At 73.2% G+C, this 14,975-nt stretch carries 12 protein-coding genes; 5 read left to right on the forward strand and 7 right to left on the reverse strand.

Annotated features, from left to right (window positions below):
- The first annotated feature begins 52 nt into the window (after positions 1 to 52).
- Positions 53 to 1,264, forward strand: coding sequence for an MFS transporter (locus tag ACFWI8_RS08560; RefSeq protein ID WP_387087339.1), 1,212 nt, complete (start codon positions 53 to 55; stop codon positions 1,262 to 1,264).
- On the opposite strand, the gene ACFWI8_RS08565 is transcribed toward ACFWI8_RS08560, so the two are convergent.
- Together ACFWI8_RS08565 and ACFWI8_RS08570 are read right to left on the reverse strand one after the other, a co-directional pair.
- On the reverse strand, positions 1,234 to 3,300 hold the full coding sequence (locus ACFWI8_RS08565; RefSeq protein ID WP_387087341.1) for an HEXXH motif domain-containing protein: 2,067 nt from the start codon (positions 3,298 to 3,300) through the stop codon (positions 1,234 to 1,236). The genes ACFWI8_RS08560 and ACFWI8_RS08565 overlap by 31 nt on opposite strands.
- On the reverse strand, positions 3,287 to 5,641 hold the full coding sequence (locus tag ACFWI8_RS08570; protein ID WP_387087343.1) for a tetratricopeptide repeat protein: 2,355 nt from the start codon (positions 5,639 to 5,641) through the stop codon (positions 3,287 to 3,289). Before ACFWI8_RS08570 ends, ACFWI8_RS08565 begins: the two co-directional genes overlap by 14 nt.
- 115 nt (positions 5,642 to 5,756) lie before the next feature.
- On the opposite strand from ACFWI8_RS08570, the gene ACFWI8_RS08575 reads away from it, so the two are divergent.
- Complete coding sequence (locus tag ACFWI8_RS08575) at positions 5,757 to 6,989, forward strand: P-loop NTPase fold protein (RefSeq protein ID WP_387087345.1); 1,233 nt, start codon at positions 5,757 to 5,759, stop codon at positions 6,987 to 6,989.
- Positions 6,990 to 7,460: 471 nt separating this feature from the next.
- Here ACFWI8_RS08575 and ACFWI8_RS08580 read toward each other — a convergent pair whose 3' ends face one another.
- On the reverse strand, positions 7,461 to 8,630 hold the full coding sequence (locus ACFWI8_RS08580; protein WP_387087347.1) for a cytochrome P450: 1,170 nt from the start codon (positions 8,628 to 8,630) through the stop codon (positions 7,461 to 7,463).
- Between the two features lie 145 nt (positions 8,631 to 8,775).
- On the opposite strand from ACFWI8_RS08580, the gene ACFWI8_RS08585 reads away from it, so the two are divergent.
- Both ACFWI8_RS08585 and ACFWI8_RS08590 read left to right on the forward strand, forming a co-directional pair.
- Positions 8,776 to 9,570, forward strand: coding sequence for a VOC family protein (locus tag ACFWI8_RS08585; RefSeq protein WP_387087349.1), 795 nt, complete (start codon positions 8,776 to 8,778; stop codon positions 9,568 to 9,570).
- Between the two features lie 185 nt (positions 9,571 to 9,755).
- Positions 9,756 to 9,974 (forward strand): hypothetical protein, encoded by a 219-nt coding sequence (locus ACFWI8_RS08590; protein ID WP_387087351.1) that lies wholly within the window; start codon positions 9,756 to 9,758, stop codon positions 9,972 to 9,974.
- Here ACFWI8_RS08590 and ACFWI8_RS08595 read toward each other — a convergent pair.
- On the reverse strand, positions 9,957 to 10,835 hold the full coding sequence (locus ACFWI8_RS08595) for a phosphatidylinositol-specific phospholipase C/glycerophosphodiester phosphodiesterase family protein (protein WP_387087353.1): 879 nt from the start codon (positions 10,833 to 10,835) through the stop codon (positions 9,957 to 9,959). The two genes, ACFWI8_RS08590 and ACFWI8_RS08595, sit on opposite strands and share 18 nt — an antisense overlap.
- A gap of 155 nt (positions 10,836 to 10,990) precedes the next feature.
- On the opposite strand from ACFWI8_RS08595, the gene ACFWI8_RS08600 reads away from it, so the two are divergent.
- A complete protein-coding gene (locus tag ACFWI8_RS08600; protein ID WP_387087355.1) occupies positions 10,991 to 11,575 on the forward strand; it encodes a histone deacetylase in 585 nt (194 codons plus the stop codon).
- Positions 11,576 to 11,585: 10 nt separating this feature from the next.
- On the opposite strand, the gene ACFWI8_RS08605 is transcribed toward ACFWI8_RS08600, so the two are convergent.
- The 3 genes from ACFWI8_RS08605 to ACFWI8_RS08615 all read right to left on the reverse strand — a co-directional run bounded on the left by ACFWI8_RS08605 (position 11,586) and on the right by ACFWI8_RS08615 (position 14,873).
- Positions 11,586 to 13,058, reverse strand: a complete 1,473-nt coding sequence (locus ACFWI8_RS08605; protein WP_387087357.1) for an FG-GAP-like repeat-containing protein — start codon at positions 13,056 to 13,058, stop codon at positions 11,586 to 11,588.
- Positions 13,059 to 13,195: 137 nt separating this feature from the next.
- Complete coding sequence (locus ACFWI8_RS08610; protein ID WP_387087359.1) at positions 13,196 to 14,338, reverse strand: MarP family serine protease; 1,143 nt, start codon at positions 14,336 to 14,338, stop codon at positions 13,196 to 13,198.
- Positions 14,339 to 14,462: 124 nt separating this feature from the next.
- Positions 14,463 to 14,873, reverse strand: a complete 411-nt coding sequence (locus tag ACFWI8_RS08615) for a DoxX family membrane protein (protein WP_387087361.1) — start codon at positions 14,871 to 14,873, stop codon at positions 14,463 to 14,465.
- Between the last annotated feature and the right edge of the window lie 102 nt (positions 14,874 to 14,975).

Below are 14,975 nucleotides of genomic sequence, written 5' to 3' on the forward strand. Positions count from 1 at the left end.
CTTCACAGAACACTCTTGCCAAAAAATATTCTACAGAGATACTTTCTGTCGGGTGAGAGTCCCTGTCCCGCGCCACCCCGCGTTCCGGCTGCTGTTGGGCGGCAGCGTCGTTGCCGCGCTCGGCAACTGGCTGCTGATCGTGGCCATCCCGGTGCATGTCTTCCACCTCACCGGCTCTGCCACGGCCACCGGGCTCGCGATCGCCGTCGAGGCACTGCCCGGCCTCCTGGTCGGCCCCTGGGCCGGCGTGCTGCTCGACCGGGTGAGCCTCACCCGCGCCCTGTGCCTGGCCCAACTGGCCTGCGCGGCCGCCGTTGCACTGATCTTCCTGGTCGACGACGCGGGCGAGGTCTGGCTGCTCTACCTCGCCGTCCTCGCCGAGAACACCGCCGCGACCGTCCAACGCCCCGCGGTCCGCGCCCTCACCCCCGCCGTCGTCGGCACCGGCCAGCGCGAACTCGCCGCCGCCAACGCCCTGGAGCTGACTGCCGGCAGCGTGCTCAGGCTGGGCGCGCCACCGCTCGGCGCCCTGCTGCTCGCCGGGCCTGGCATCGGCGCGGTGCTGGCCATCGACGTCGCCGGCTACCTTGCCTCCGCCGCGCTCTTCGCCCTCCTCGGCCGAAGGGTCCCGACCGCACGGACCATCCCCACCCGGGGCGGGCTACGCGCCGGCCTCGCCGCCGTCGCCGCTGACCGGGCGCTGCGCGGCACGCTCGCCGCCAACACTCTCTTCCTCACGGCCAACGCCGGGCTCACCGCGCTGCTCGTGCCGCTCCTCGTCACCCGCCTCCAGGCACCGGGCCACGCTCTCGGCTATGTCGTCTCCGGGCTCGGCGCCGGCTTCCTGCTCGGTGCGGCGCTCGCCGGCCCGGCCCTGGCCCGGTTCGGCACCCTCCGGGTCCTGGCCGCCGCCAGGATCGGCACGGGCGCCGCCTTCTTCGCCCTGGCCAACGCCCCGGGGCTGCCGGCCGCCGTGCTCGCGGCGTGCCTGGTCGGCGTGCCCGGTAGCCTGCTGCTGACCGTCGTCCAGACCCACCTCCAACACACCGTCCCGGTCGCCATGTTGGGTCGCGTCACGGCCCTCTTCCTGGCCGCCGACGCACTGGCCGCCGTCGTCGGCGGCCTGGCCGCCCCGACCCTGGCCGCGAGCCTCGGCCTGGTCACCGCGCTCAACGCGCTCGCCGCCCTGGCCCTGCTGCCGGCCGTCGTGGGGTCGGCGGTGAGGTGGTGCCGTCAGGGCGAGAAGACGGGCGGGATGTCCTGATCGCCCGGCGCGCCGAGCCAGGCGGCCAGGGGGATCAGGTCGGTGGGCGTTGTGGTCCCGGCGAGGGTGGACCGGAGTGACTCGTGGACGTCCCGCACGAGTTCCGGCCGGTGTACCAGAGCTCGTGCGGCCGGGGAGCTTGGCGCGGCGGCACGCAGGGCCAGACCGAGGCGCAGCCATGCGCCCGGGTCGGTCGGCCGTTCACGTTCGACCGGGCCGAGGAGGCCGTCCGGCTGGGCGTCGTCGACGGCTGCCCGTCGATATGGCGAGACCGCGGAGTTCAGATCTGTGGCTTCCGTGGCCATAGGTCGGAGTAGCGACGGTGATCGGCTGACGTATTGAGCAGGTGGACGGCCTGCGCGCCAGGCGTCGGTGAGTTCGGCCACCACCGACGGCGCGGCGCGCAGATGGTGCAACCGCCAGAGGGCGCGATGCGCGACGACCGCCTCCCGCGCGAGCTGGACGACGTCCGTGGGCACCGGCTCACGCCGCCACTCCACGGCGCCTTCCGACATTTCGCGCAGGAACCGTCGGCCATCGGCAGTGAACCGCCGATGGGTGCGCAGTGCCGTGAACGTGTCCCAGGTCTGGATTCGCCAGTAGGCCAGCTCGAACCGGGCCCGACGCAGACTCCGTTCATCGCCTGCGGACCGGCTGACGTGAAGCCAGAATTCGGTTACGCCGAAGAAGGCGAAGATTCCGTGGAACACGCCCTCCAGAGGGCGTGGGTCGTTCCGCCATGGAGCGTAGAACAGAGCGTCGCGAGCTACGGGGCGTTCGAGGAACTCGGTAGTGTCCAGCATCGCGTTGAGCCGCATGTGCTGGAACTCGTGCACCAGCGTCTCCGCCAGCTGCACCGGGTCAGCCGGCATGGTCAGCACCACTCCGCCGAACGCTTCGCTTGAGGACAGCGACGTCACGCCGCCGTCGGGGAGTGCCGCCTTGGGAGTCAGCGAGCTCAAGGCTGTGGCGAGAGACGCCGCCTGCGCGGCATCGAGATCGACGATCAGCCGCCATGCGCCCTCGATCAGGCGTCGCCAGCGGGTTACCTCCCCTTCCGGGAGGGGCATGGGCGCGGTCGGGGGATCGGCATCCCGGAAGGTGTCGAGGTCGTCAACGCACAGCGTCAGTTCCCTCGTCCCAGACTCGGCCGTGACTCGCCTGAGCGGCAGCCAGCCGGGGGCTGTGGGGCCGGGGACGGCGACCGAGGCCCGGCCGTGGCTGATGACGCCATGACCGTTCGCCGCGCTGATCTCCGCCGCCACCGTGCCCACGTCCCCGAGCCGTGCCAGGCCGAGCGTCGGCAGGAGGACCGCGCCCTCGCGCGCTGGCGCTTGGAACGCGAAGTCGAGGTTGGCCCTGATGGCGGCGGCCGAGGCGATGGCGTGCAGGTGCCCCAGGTCGACCCAGAACGGTACCGGGCCCTCGTCGGCCGCGTGGAGCCGGCGTAGCACATGGCTGAGCCAGCGACCCGTGCTCGGGTAAAGGAGGATGTTCGCCACCGCTGCCGGCGCCGCCCGGTCCGCGTCGACCAACAGGTCGCGCGCGTCGGCGATCGGTGGCAGCGGTCCCGTGAGTGTGACGTCGCCCGCCGCCCGCAGGAGTTCTCCCAGCATGAACCGCCGAATGCCGTGCTGTTGGTGGCGGAGCGTGTCGATGCCGGGCTGGGGCTCCCGCCCGGCTCCGGGGGCGACGACCGTCGCCTCGCCGGACGGGCGGAGAGCTTGATCGTCCGGGTCTTCCTCGTCCTGACGGTCCTCCGGCTTCTTGTCCGCGCCCTGCGGAGGCGGGGCGTAACTGACGGCGGGCAGCTCGTCGTCGTTGGTCGCGGGGGTGTGGCGCCCCCACGAGTAGCCGCCCGAGGGCGGCGCCGCGCTGTCACCCCGACTCAGCCAGGGGCGCGTGAACCTCGCGCGTACGCGTTGGGCGACGACGTCCTCCTCGGGGAGCTCCACGGACAAGGCGCTGTCCAGCGGGAGGTCGGCCACTTCGGCGATATCGGAGATCTCGGTGACGGCGCGGTCACGTTCCAGCATGCGCATGCCCTCCCATATCGGTCTCGCCAGCGCGGTCGGGTCCTGGCCACTCCGGCTCCCGCAGCACCAGGGCCAGGTTGTGGCGAGTTGCCCGGACGGCGGGATGGTGTTCGTCGTAGTGCTCGCGCACGGCCGCCAGCACGGCGTGGAAGTGGGCCGCGGCCTCCTCCAAGTGGCCGAGTTGGTGGAGGACGCTGGCGAGCTCGTGTCGGCTGGCCAGGGCGCCCGGGTGGTTCGGAGCGAGACGCCGCCCGTAGGCGTCACCGATCTCCGCGAACCGGGCCCTGGCCTCTTCGAGCCGCCCCTGGTCGCGGATCACCCGGGCGAGCTCGTGCCGGGTGACCAGCGCGTCCGGATGCTCGGACCGTCCCGCCTTGTCGTGCTCCGCGACGATGGCGCTCCCGATCGCCTCGGCCTCGTCGAACCGGCGGGCATCACGTAACGCGCGGAACAGTCGGGTGCCAGCGCCCAACACCAAGGGGTGGTCGTCGGCGTACCGCTGCCGCGCTACCCGTTGGATGTCCTCCAACTCACTGATGGCCTCGTCGAGTCGTCCCCGCTCATGCAGGACCGAGGCCATGTCGTAGCGCGTGCGGAGCAGTGGCAGATGGTTCTCGGGCTGGCGTCGTCGGATCTCCAGAACAGCACGGAGTTCGGTCTCCGCCGTCGCGAGATCGCCGAGTTCGCGCAGTACACGAGCGCGGCCGCCACGAGCCGACTGGATGATGCGGTGATCGGCCGGCACGCCCCTGTCCCGGCAGCGGGCGACGGCGAGGTATTCGGCCTCCGCCTCGGCGAACCGGCCGGCGTAGCGCAGCGACAGGGCGTGTGCCAGGCGGCCGTCCAGGGTGGCCGGGTGCTCGGCGCCGAGGCGGTCACGCCGCAGGTCAACCACTCTGCGCAGCTCCTGCTCGGCGTCCGTGTAGAGGCCCAGTTCGTGGCGGTACTGGCCGGCGCGCAGGGCGGGATGAGTCGCCGCGACGACCTGGTCGGGTGACACGTCCGCGCTCGCGTCCAAGGAAAGGAATGGGGCGGTGCAGTGCGGGGCCAGGAGTCGCCAACGGGGCCAGTCGGCGCGGTCCTCCGGCGTGTGGAGCGGGGCGACCGCCCGGTTCAGCAACTCCGTAAGGGGCGTGAGCAGCGCGGGTAGCAGCCGAAGATAGTCCGCCTGCTGCCTGTTGCTCGCCCTGACCAGTGGGTGCACGTCGATGATTCGCCGGAGCCCGGCAGCGCTGTCGGAGCCGTCGACGCGAGCGTGCTCCAGCTTGATCAGCCGGAGCCCGGCAAGACCCCTGAGGGCGTCGCCGAGCTGCGAACGACTCGTGCCGCCACCGAACAGCCCACTGCCGAGCAGTACGTCCGGGTCGAGTAGTCCGAGCGGCACGGGGGCCTGGCCGAGGCTTGACAGGAGCCACAGCAACGTCTCAGCCGCGGCGTGGCCCTGGCGCTTCAGCAGGGCGAGCGAGAGCTGCCAGGTGGTGCCGATCGCCCTGCGTTGGCGATCGGGTTCCCCGAGGAAGGCGTCCTGGTCGGCAGCCAGTTCGTCGAGCCGCTGGTCCACGCTGTCACGGTAGGCGGTGAACGTCCCCGGCGTGTCGGGGCTCGGCCACAGCTCCTCACGCGCGCGGGCCAGATAGGAACCCGCGAGGTCCAGGGCCAACGGCAGGCCGCCCAGATGCCGCGCCAGCTCCCTGGCCTCCCGCTCATCGCCGGCTCCCGGGGCCAGGTCGAGCAGCACCCGGGAAGCGTGGTCGACGTTCAGCACGTCCATGGCCTTGATGTGCGCCCAGGGCGCCCACCGCTCCGGACGGGACTCGCGGCTGGTGATCAGGACGATGCCGCAGGCCCGCTTCGGCGGGCGCAGCCAGCCGACGGCCTGTGCCAGGGGCCGGCCCGGCGCGGCGAGGTCTGCGGGCTCATCGATGTTGTCCAACACCAGCAGCCACGGCTCGGCCAGGTCGTCGAGGCGTCGCCACAACACGTCGGCCGGATGGCCGTGCCCGAACTCGCCGTCCTGAGCGCCGGCCTGGTAGGCCACGGCCTGCAGGGCCCCGGAAAGCCCCTGTCGGTCCTCAGCCGAGGTCCACCAGAGGTGCCGCATCGCGGGGGAGAGACGGTGTGCGATCTCCAGGGCGACGGTGGTCTTGCCACATCCGCCGAGGCCGGAGAGCACCCACACTCCTGGGACGTCAGGACCGCCCCTGACCCGCCGCCCGATCGCCCCGGCGACCTCGGCGAGCAGCTTGTCGCGGCCGCGTAACCGGTCGACCGGGACCTTGCGCTGCGGGACTGCCAGAGGCGGGAAGGGACTCGCGGCCGTCCGTGACGGAGGTCGTCCCACGGCTCTCCCCCGTCGGCTCGTCTGCTGGCAGGGTAGGCGATACCCGCGCGTCTGGCTGCCCGGTCTGTCAGAATCGCCGCTGATCATCGAGAACTTGACACGAAGGAGGCCAGCGGTGCGGCCGACCACGCCTCCCCTGACGGACAACCCCGTCGCACGACTCGATGATGACGAGTACGGCTTCCGACCATATGTGGAGGTGCTGGCGAGCACGGTCGCGGCAGCCGCGCCGCTTCCCCTCACCGTGGGCATCTTCGGGCCCTGGGGCTCCGGCAAGTCGAGCTTCCTCCGGATGTGGCAGGACCACCTCGGCCCCGACACCCGCTCCGTGTGGATCAACCCCTGGAAGTACGCCCAGAAGCACGAGGTGTGGAGCGCGGTCATCACCTCGGTTCTCGCCGAGATCCAACGGAACGAGCGTACCCGGGCGAAGGCACTGCGGTTGGCCCGGTCCATCGCTTGGCTCACGGTGCGTGGCACGCTCGGTCAGGTCGGCGCGATGGCCACCGGGGGACTGCTCGGCAAGGAGACGACGGAGTCGGCGCTCGACCAACTAGCGGAGAGCGATGCCGAATTCCATCGCCACGTGAACGTCTTCGAGCAGGACTTCGCCGATGCCGTCGGCGAGTTCGTCGGGGACGGCGGCCGCCTGGTCGTCTTCATCGACGACCTTGACCGCTGTGCTCCCGAGGTCGCCGTGACCGTGCTTGAGTCGCTCAAGCTGTTCACCGGCGACTCGCGCTGCGTCTTCGTGCTGGCGATGGACTACGACTTGCTGTCCGACGTCGCCGCCCGGAAGTTCGGCGCTCGGGCGCCGGTGGCCGGAGCCGCCTACCTGGAGAAGATCGTCCAACTGCCCTTTTTCCTCCCAGAGGTGAACGACTCAGCGCTGCGCGATTCGCTCGCGGGGCACGTCCGCCCGGAGCTCGCCGACGACGACCCGTTCTGGTGGCTGGTACGCGTCGGCCTTGGCGCGAGTCCGCGGAAGGCCAAACGGTTCGTGAGCGTGCTGAACCTGACGGCGTCCGTGCTGGAGCGGATCGGGGACCGGCCGCTCGACCGCGAGGGACTGCTGCGGCTGGCCGAGCTGTTGATCCTGCGAAGCGAGCACCGGGGGTTCTACACACGGCTGGTCGACGAGCCGGACCTGTGGGAACGGTTGAAGGCGGTCGCTTGGGGCCGAGTACAGCCGGACCCGTCGCTCGGTGGGCTCGAGCAGGACCAGGCGCTCATGCGGCTGCTCGCCCTCGGGGCGGACACGGACCTGCCCGACTTCTCCACGGCTCCCGGCCCCGTGCAGGTGACGCGTATGGTCGCCACCGTGCGGACGACCACCCCCGGTTCCTAGGGCCTGTCTGACAATCCCCGGCGGGCTCGCGACGGCTAGCATCCCGCCTGGCTGCGTTGCCGAATCGCGCGAGTACGGCCAAGTACGAGCTGCGATCCGGCGCCTTGCCAGCCGGGCGCCATCCGCCGCTCGCTGATCCACCGGGAATTATCAGACAGACCCTAGCCGCGCCCTACGTGCCCCCGAGAGCCGTCGTGCGCCGGCGATGAGAGGGGGTGATTCGCGGGTATCTCTCTCCTGCCGGCTCGCGCCGATCCGGGTGGAAGTGGGAGGGCTGTGGCATGAGGGGGGTCGAATGGGGTGGGGCGCATGAGACGCCGGAGTTCGACCGGCTTACGCCGGCGCAGCAGATGGGGATCGCCTGTGTGCGCTGTGGTCGCCGGCTCGGGGCCTCGGGGCGGCGGGTGGGGACGTTGCGGGACCGGTGGGGGCACAGCTTCGTGCTGTGGATCTGCGCGCCGCACTGTCCGCTCAGGCGGTGACGGGGAGGCGGGCCAGCGCGTGTGAGCGGAAGTTGGTCCGCCAGCGTGCCGACCCGGTGTCCAGGCGCGGGAAGCGCGGCAGCAGGGTGGTCAGGGCGACCTCGATCTCCAGGCGGGCCAGCGGGGCGCCGAGGCAGTAGTGCAGCCCCGCGCCCAGGGCGAGTTGGGCCGTCTTGGCGGGGCGGGTGACGTCGAACGCCTCGGGGTCCGCGTGGCGGCGCGGGTCGCGGTTGGCGGAGGCCAGGCAGAGGAGGACGGTCTCGCCGGCGGGTATGGCGGTGCCTGCGACGTCCAGGTCCTCGGTGGTGAAGCGGCGGATGGCCGTCAGGTTGGGGTGCGCGTACCGCAGGAACTCCTCGACCGCGCCCGGCAGCAGCGCGGGGTCCGACCGGAGCGCGGCCAGCTGGTCCGGGTGGCGGGAGAGGGCGAACAGGCCGGCCGAGACGGTGTGCTGGACGTTCTCGATGCCCGCGCCCAGGATCAGGAAGGCGAGCGAGACGAGTTCGTCCTCGGTCAGCCGGTCGTCCTCGTCGCGCGCCGTGACCAGCGCGGACAGCAGGTCGTCGCCGGGGGCCGCGCGGCGCCCGGCGACCAGGTCCACGAGGAAGCGGTGGACGGCGGTGATCGCGGCCACGGCGTCGCGGGGCGCGGGCGGCGTCAGCATGGTGGTGATCCAGCGCGCGAACGGCGCCCGGTCGGCCTCGGGGAGCGCGAACAGGTCGCCGAACACGGCGAGCGGCAGCGGGGTGGCGAAGTCGGCGACCAGGTCGGAGCCGTCCGGGGTCAGCGCGGCGGCCAGCCGCTCGGCCGTGGCCGTGATCGCCGGCCGCAGCGCCGCCACCCGGCGTGGGGTGAAGCCCTGCGAGACCAGCCGGCGCAGCCGCAGGTGGTCGGCCCCGTCGACGTTGAGCAGGTTCCGGTCGAGCGCGGGCGGCAGCGAGAAGCCGGTGTAGCCGGTCCTGGAGTGCCGTTTGTCGACCGAGAGCCGCCGGTCGTCGGCGAGCAGCGGGCGCACCTCGGCGTCCCGGGTGACCAGCCAGGCGCGGCTGCCGTCCGGGAGCGTGACGTGGTGCACGGGCGCCGCCTCGCGCAGCCGGGCCAGGGCGCGGTACGGGTCGCGGGCGAAGTCGTCGGTGAAGGGGGCCGTGGTCTGGGGCATCCGCGGGATTCGCCTCGTTCTCGCAGGTCGTGGGCGGGCGGTCCGCTCGCCGTGCCGATCGTCCCACCGCTGACTAGCGTGGATACAGGGGTGTGAGTGACAGGAGAGGCCAACGAGATCTGGGGGAGAAGGGGAACGAGGCATCATGACTGGCTACCCCGAGGGCGCGCCCTGCTGGGCCGACGTCACGCTGCCCGACCTGGAGGCCGGCAAGCGGTTCTACGGCGAACTGTTCGGCTGGACCTTCCAGACCGGCTCCCAGGAGTACGGCGGGTACACGCAGGCCTACGCGGACGGCAAGGCCGTCGCCGCGCTGGCCCCGCAGATGCCGGGGCAGAACGACGTGCCGCCGGCCTGGACCGTCTACTTCGACACGCCCGACGTCTCGGCGACGGCGGGCCGGGTCAGGGACCACGGCGGCGAGACGCTGATGGGCCCGATGGAGGTGGCGCCGTTCGGCAGCATGCTGATGGCCCGCGATCCCGCGGGGGTGCGGTTCGGCGTGTGGCAGGAGGGTACCCACCACGGCTTCGAGAAGCGCGACGAGCCGGGTGCCTTCTGCTGGGCCGAGGTGCACACCAGGGACGCGGCCAGGACGGACGAGTTCTTCACCACCGTCTTCCCGATCGACGCCAAGCTGCTGGAGAGCACGGCCGAGATGGACTACGCGGTGTGGATGATCCACGGCGAGCCCCGCACCGGCCGCTACCGGATCCCCGACGACGCGCCGGCCGAGATCGCGCCGCACGTCGAGGTGTACTTCGCGGTGGCCGACTGCGACCAGGCGGTGGCAAGCCTCCAACGGCTCGGCGGGCGACTGGTCCGGGGACCGATGGACAGCCCCTACGGGCGGTTCGCCGCGGTCACCGACCCGATGGGCGCCACCTTCACGCTGATCGACCCGGAGACGACGATCGGCGAGCCCGCCGGCACGGTCTGACCGGGCGTCAGCGGGCCCCTCAGACAGGCCCCCAGCGGGGTCTCAGGGCGGGGTAACCTTTCGCCGGCCATCACTCGAACGAGTGGGGTAGGCGGGGTACTCCCGCCCGAATTCAGGGGCGAACGCCGGCCTCGCCACGTCCGCTTGACGACGCTCTTACGAGCGGCGGGGCTAGGTTGGGGATCATGGCCAAGCCCCATGTCATCAGCGTCCGTTTCGAAGGTGGTCCCCGGCACGGGCGCACCGTCGACCTGGTGATCACCGGGCAGGCGCTGCTGCCCCTGATGCTGGCCGCCCGGCAGGAGGGCGCCGAGGCGACCTCCTCCGGCCTCTACGAGCTGCGGACCACCCAGGGCGGCGGCACGCGCTACACGTGGATCGAGGATCTACCCGTCCGCGCCTGAGCGGAGGAAGGCCGCGAGGCCCGGCAGGTCGTCGGTGTTCAGGTGGTCGACGTCCGCGGCCACCAGCTCGCGCCAGACCGCTTCCCTGGCCGGTCCCGGGACGTCCGGGGTGGCCCAGAAGCGCACCCGCTGCCGGGCGGCGTGCGCCCGGCCCACGATGTCACGCAGCAGGCGGCGTTCGGCCGGCGGTATCGGGCCCTCGCCGAGCCAGCCGAAGCTGCTGGTCCAGTTGGAGCTGATCAGCGGGACGAACGAGGCGGGCGCGGCGGTGCCGAGGTCGTCGAGGCGGCCGTCGTAGAAGGCGTGGCGGACGCGCTCCTCGGTCATCGGCACCCGGGCGGCGCGGTCGCCCGAGATCACCGCCGTGACGGCCCTGGTGTGGACCCGGCCGCCGGTCGCCGAGCTGAGGATCGAGTGGTAGGGGCGGAGCCGGCGGGAGAGTTCGCGGTAGGTCGGGTCGCCCGCGGTCTTGATGTCGATCAGCAGTTGCAGCGGGGCGCGGTGCCCCGCGTGGACCGAGCCGCCGTTGGCCCGCACCCGCGCCAGCAGCGGGTCGAGGTAGAGCGCCTCCAGGGTGCGGGCCGGGTCGAGGTCGACGGCGTCGTGGGCGACCAGCAACTCGCCGTCCACCAGCCAGATGTCGGCCTCGACGCTGGTGAAGCCGTGGTCGAGGGCGTCGAGCAGCGGCCGCGGGTGCTCGTAGTCGTTGTGCGCGTGGGCGCGGCGCAGCGGGGCGGGGCCGGTGCCGGGTCGGCCGTGGGCGGCGGCCGGGGTGGCGACGAGGCCGGTGGTGAGCGTGGCGGCGGTCAGGGCCAGCGTGCCCGCCGTGCCGAGGGCCTGGCGGCGGCTGAGGTGCGTCACGATTCCTCCCGAGACGGTGTCGCGGTGAGTATCGAGGGAGGCGGCGGGAATTGGCAGGGGCTGCGGCGGTCGGCGGGGAAGAGTTCGCCCAGAGATCACCGGCGCGTGGCCGCGCCGCCGAGGACCGCGTCTGGTATGCGGCCTACGGGTCGAACATGTCGTTGGCGCGGCTCGACCGTTATCTGCGGGGCGGCGTCGCGCCCGGCGCGGCCCGGGCGCACCCCGGCTGCCGCGACCCACGGCCGCCGGAGCGGTCGGTGCCGGTGACGCTGCCGGGGCTGCTGTACTTCGCCACCCACTCGCCGGTGTGGGGCGGCGGGCGCGCGTTCTACGACCCGGGGGCGGCCGAGGAGGAGACGCCGGCCAGGGCACACCTGTTGACGCTCGGTCAGTTCTCGGACATCGCCGCGCAGGAGATGGGCCGGGCGCCGGGCCAGGACCTGGTGCTGGCCGCCGAACTGCGGCGGCCGGGCGGCAGCGCGCGGCTCGGGCCAGGGCGGTACGAGACGCTGGTGTGCGCCGGCGAGGTCGCCGGGCTGCCGGTGCTGACGTTCACCGCGCCCTGGGGGAGCGGGGACGTGCCGTGGCGGGCGCCGTCCGCCGGCTACCTGCGGCAGCTCGGCACCGGCCTGGTGGAGGGGCGCGGCTGGTCGGCGGCGCGGGCCGCGCACTACCTGGCCTCCCGTCCCGGCGCGCGCGGCCACTGGGACCCGGCCACCGTACGCGAGCTGATCGAGTAACGCGGCACCACTAGCCGGAGAAGTCGGAGCCGAGCTCGGGTGGGTACTGGCCGGTGACGGCCAGGCCCGTCCCGGCGGCGCCGACGCCGACGGAGCCGGTGGTGGTGATGCCGGTCGCGGTGGCCGGCAGCCACATGAAGCCGCCGGCACCGTCGTCCTCGCCGGGCACGCCGATGGCCAGGTCGGCGCGGCCGTCACGGTTGCGGTCGGTCAGTGAGACGGCGTTGCCGAGCCGGTCGTTGGCCTCGGCGCCGCCCGGGACGCCCGCCGTGTTCTGGTGCAGGGAGTAGGAGGTCGTGGTGGCGAGCCCGGCGGCCGAGCCGTGGAAGACGGTGACGGCGCCGGCCTGGAGCGCCTCGCCGATGTTCTCCTGGTCGGCGCCGACCGCGAGGTCCGCGTAGCCGTCGCCGTTGATGTCGCCGAGCGCCACGGAGGCGCCGAACTGGTCCTCCGGCTCGGCGGCGCCCGGCACGCCGGCCGTGTTCTGGTGGATGACCACCGGCGCGCGGGAGGTGGCGAGGCCGCCGGCCGCGCCGTAGGTCACTGTGACGTTGCCGCCGCGCGAGGTGCCCTGGAACACGCCGTCGGGCTCGCGCGGGTGGCCGGTGACGACGTCGGCGCGGCCGTCCCCGTCGACGTCGCCGACGGCGGCCGAGGTGCCGTGTCCCGCGAGGCCGGCGTAGACGCGGCGCGAGGCGGAGCCGGGGGATAGGTAGACGGCGTTGCGGAAGTAGTCCCGGGCGGTGAGGTTGTCCCCGCCCACCACCAGGTCGTCGGTGCCGTCCCCGTTGATGTCGCCCGCGGCCAGGGTGGCGACGCCGGCGACACCGTCGGTGAGCGCGGTCGCCTCGAAGCCGGTGGGCGCGGCGGGGAAGCCGCTGCCGCCGCGGTAGATCCAGACGTCGTTGACGCCCTGCTGGCCGACGGCCAGGTCGTCGACGCCGTCGCCGTCGAAGTCGCCCGCGGCCAGGGTGCCGCCGAAGCCGGTGAGCCCCGGGGTGGTGGGGGTGGCCAGCGCGGTGCCGCCGCCGAGCCCGCCGGTGCCGCCCCCCAGCACGATCACCGCGCCGACGTCCACCCCCTGCCCGGTGTCCTCGCCCGGGGCGCCGACCGCCAGGTCGGCGCGGCCGTCGTTGTCGAAGTCGCCGGCGGCGACCGCCGCGCCCCAGGCGTCGCCCGCCTCCGAGGCGCCGGGCACGCCGGGGCTGCTCTGGGTGATCACGGCGGTGGCGGCGGCGCTCGGGGCGGCGGCCGAACCGGGCACCACGACCACCGCGCCGGCGTACTCCTGGCCGTCGACCAGGGCGTGCGGGGCCGCGACGGCCAGGTCCCGGTAGCCGTTCCCGTCGAAGTCGTCGCGCACGCCGGGTGGCGCGGCGCCGGCCGGGGTGGCGGCCAGCGGGACGACGCCGGCCGCGGCGGCGACGGTGGCGGCGGCGAGGACGAGGGTGGCGCGGGCGCGGGGACGCGACGACGTACGCAACGGGCGGCCTCTCGGTCGGCGGGCCATGGCGGCGGTCGGGACGAGCGCGTTCACTCGCTTCACTCGGGATCACCCGAGGTTCACCCCACGGACGGTCAGCGTGTCAGACCGACGAGGCGGGCGGGAGGTTGCCCCCGTCAGGCCCCGGGCTGGAGGTAGGGGCGTATCTGGTCGGCGGTCAGCACGTATCCCGTGTCCGAGTCGGTGACCGAGCGCGCGAACACCATCCCGTAGACCTGGCCGTCCGTGGTGAGCAGCGGCCCGCCGGAGTTCCCCGGGCGGACGAGGCCGCGGATGGTGTAGATGTCCCGGACGACGACGCTCTCGCCGTGGATGTCCTGACCCTGGGCGTTGGTGCGGCCGGCCACGGTGGCCGCGCGCACGTCGAGGCCGCCGTTCTCCGGGTAGCCGGCGACCACCGCCGGGTCGCCGCTGCCGGCGTCGTCGGCGAGGGTGAGGGTGGGCGCGGTGAGCCCGGGGACGTCGAGCACGGCCACGTCCACGTCCGGGTCGGAGAGCACCACGGTGGCCGGCAGGTCGGGGCCGACCCCGCCGATCTGCACCGAGACGGCGCTCGCGCCGTCGACGACGTGCGCGTTGGTCAGCACCCGCTGGTCGGCGAAGACCCAGCCGCTGCCCTCCTGCCCCGTGAGCCCCGAGGAGGCCGCGATCTTGACCGTGCTGTTCTGCGCGGCGGCCACGGCGGCCTGCGTGACGTTGTCCCCCGAGGGCTCGGGCACCTCGGCCGTCGGCGCGTTCTCGAACGGGTTGAAGACCTGCGGGAAGCCGGCCTCCGTGAGCGCCCCCGTGGCCCGGCTGAACCAGGTGGGCGCCTGGGACGGCATCCGGTCCTGGACGCCGCCCAGCACCCGCGACTCCGTGACCGCGCGGTTGAGCCCGGGCGATGGCGTGGGGATCAGAGCGCTGGCCGCGATCCAGGCGACCAGCAGCAGCGCCACCGCGTTGAACGCGGCGCCGCCGACGCCGTCCACCCAGCGCGCCGGCGCCCAGCGCAGCCGGTCGCGCAGCCGCATGGCCAGGGGCCAGGCCAGCGCCTGGCCGAGCGCGGCCGGGACCAGCACCACGAGCAGCGCCAGCAGGGTGGCGGCGGCCGATCCCGGCTCGACCGCGTCCACCACGAACGGCAGCAGCCACACGCCGAGGACGGCGCCGCCGACGAAGCCGGCCAGCGAGATCACGCCGGCGATCAGGCCGCGGTGGTAGCCGGAGACGGCGGCCAGGACGGCGCCGAGCAGCAGCACCACGTCGAGCAGATTCACCTGGCACCCCCCTCCGCCGTGGACCGGCGAGCTTCTTCGTCCCGTTCGTCGGGATATGGAACGTCGCAGGGTCAACGTGGGAGGGGCGCCGACGGTTCCCGGCCTGGTGGATCGGGAGGGCCGGTCAGAAGGCCGGGCCGGTGAGGGTGAGGCCGAGCCGGTGGCCGGCGATCGAGAAGAGGCCGAGCAGCATCAGCGCGGCGCCGGCCAGGGCCAGGTCCTTCATGAAGTGGATCATGTCGTTCTGGCGGGCCGCCGGGTCGCTCTCCTTCCAGAACGCGTGCATCAGCAGCGCGGTCGGTACCAGGAAGACGAGCAGCAGCAGCGCGCCGAGGTCGGCCCAGATGCCGAGCAGCACGCTGATCGAGCCGAGCAGCAGCAGCACGCCGGAGCCGAGCACCGCCGGGTGCGGGGACGGCACGCCCTTCGCGCCGGCGTAGCCGGCCATGGCGCGACTCTGGGTGAGGTGGCCGAACGCCGAGTTCAGGAACAGGGCGGCGAAGAGGATCCGGCCGATGAGGACGATGACGTCCATGGAGCACCTCCGGACGGGAGATGGTTGACGAGGGCTGGACGGTTCTGTGGCGGCCAGGCCGGTCGCCCTCCCACTGTCCTGCGGCGGCGTGCGCCCGGCAAC

The organism is Streptomyces sp. NPDC127098, from assembly GCF_042722465.1.
Lineage (GTDB): Bacteria > Actinomycetota > Actinomycetes > Streptomycetales > Streptomycetaceae > Streptomyces > Streptomyces millisiae.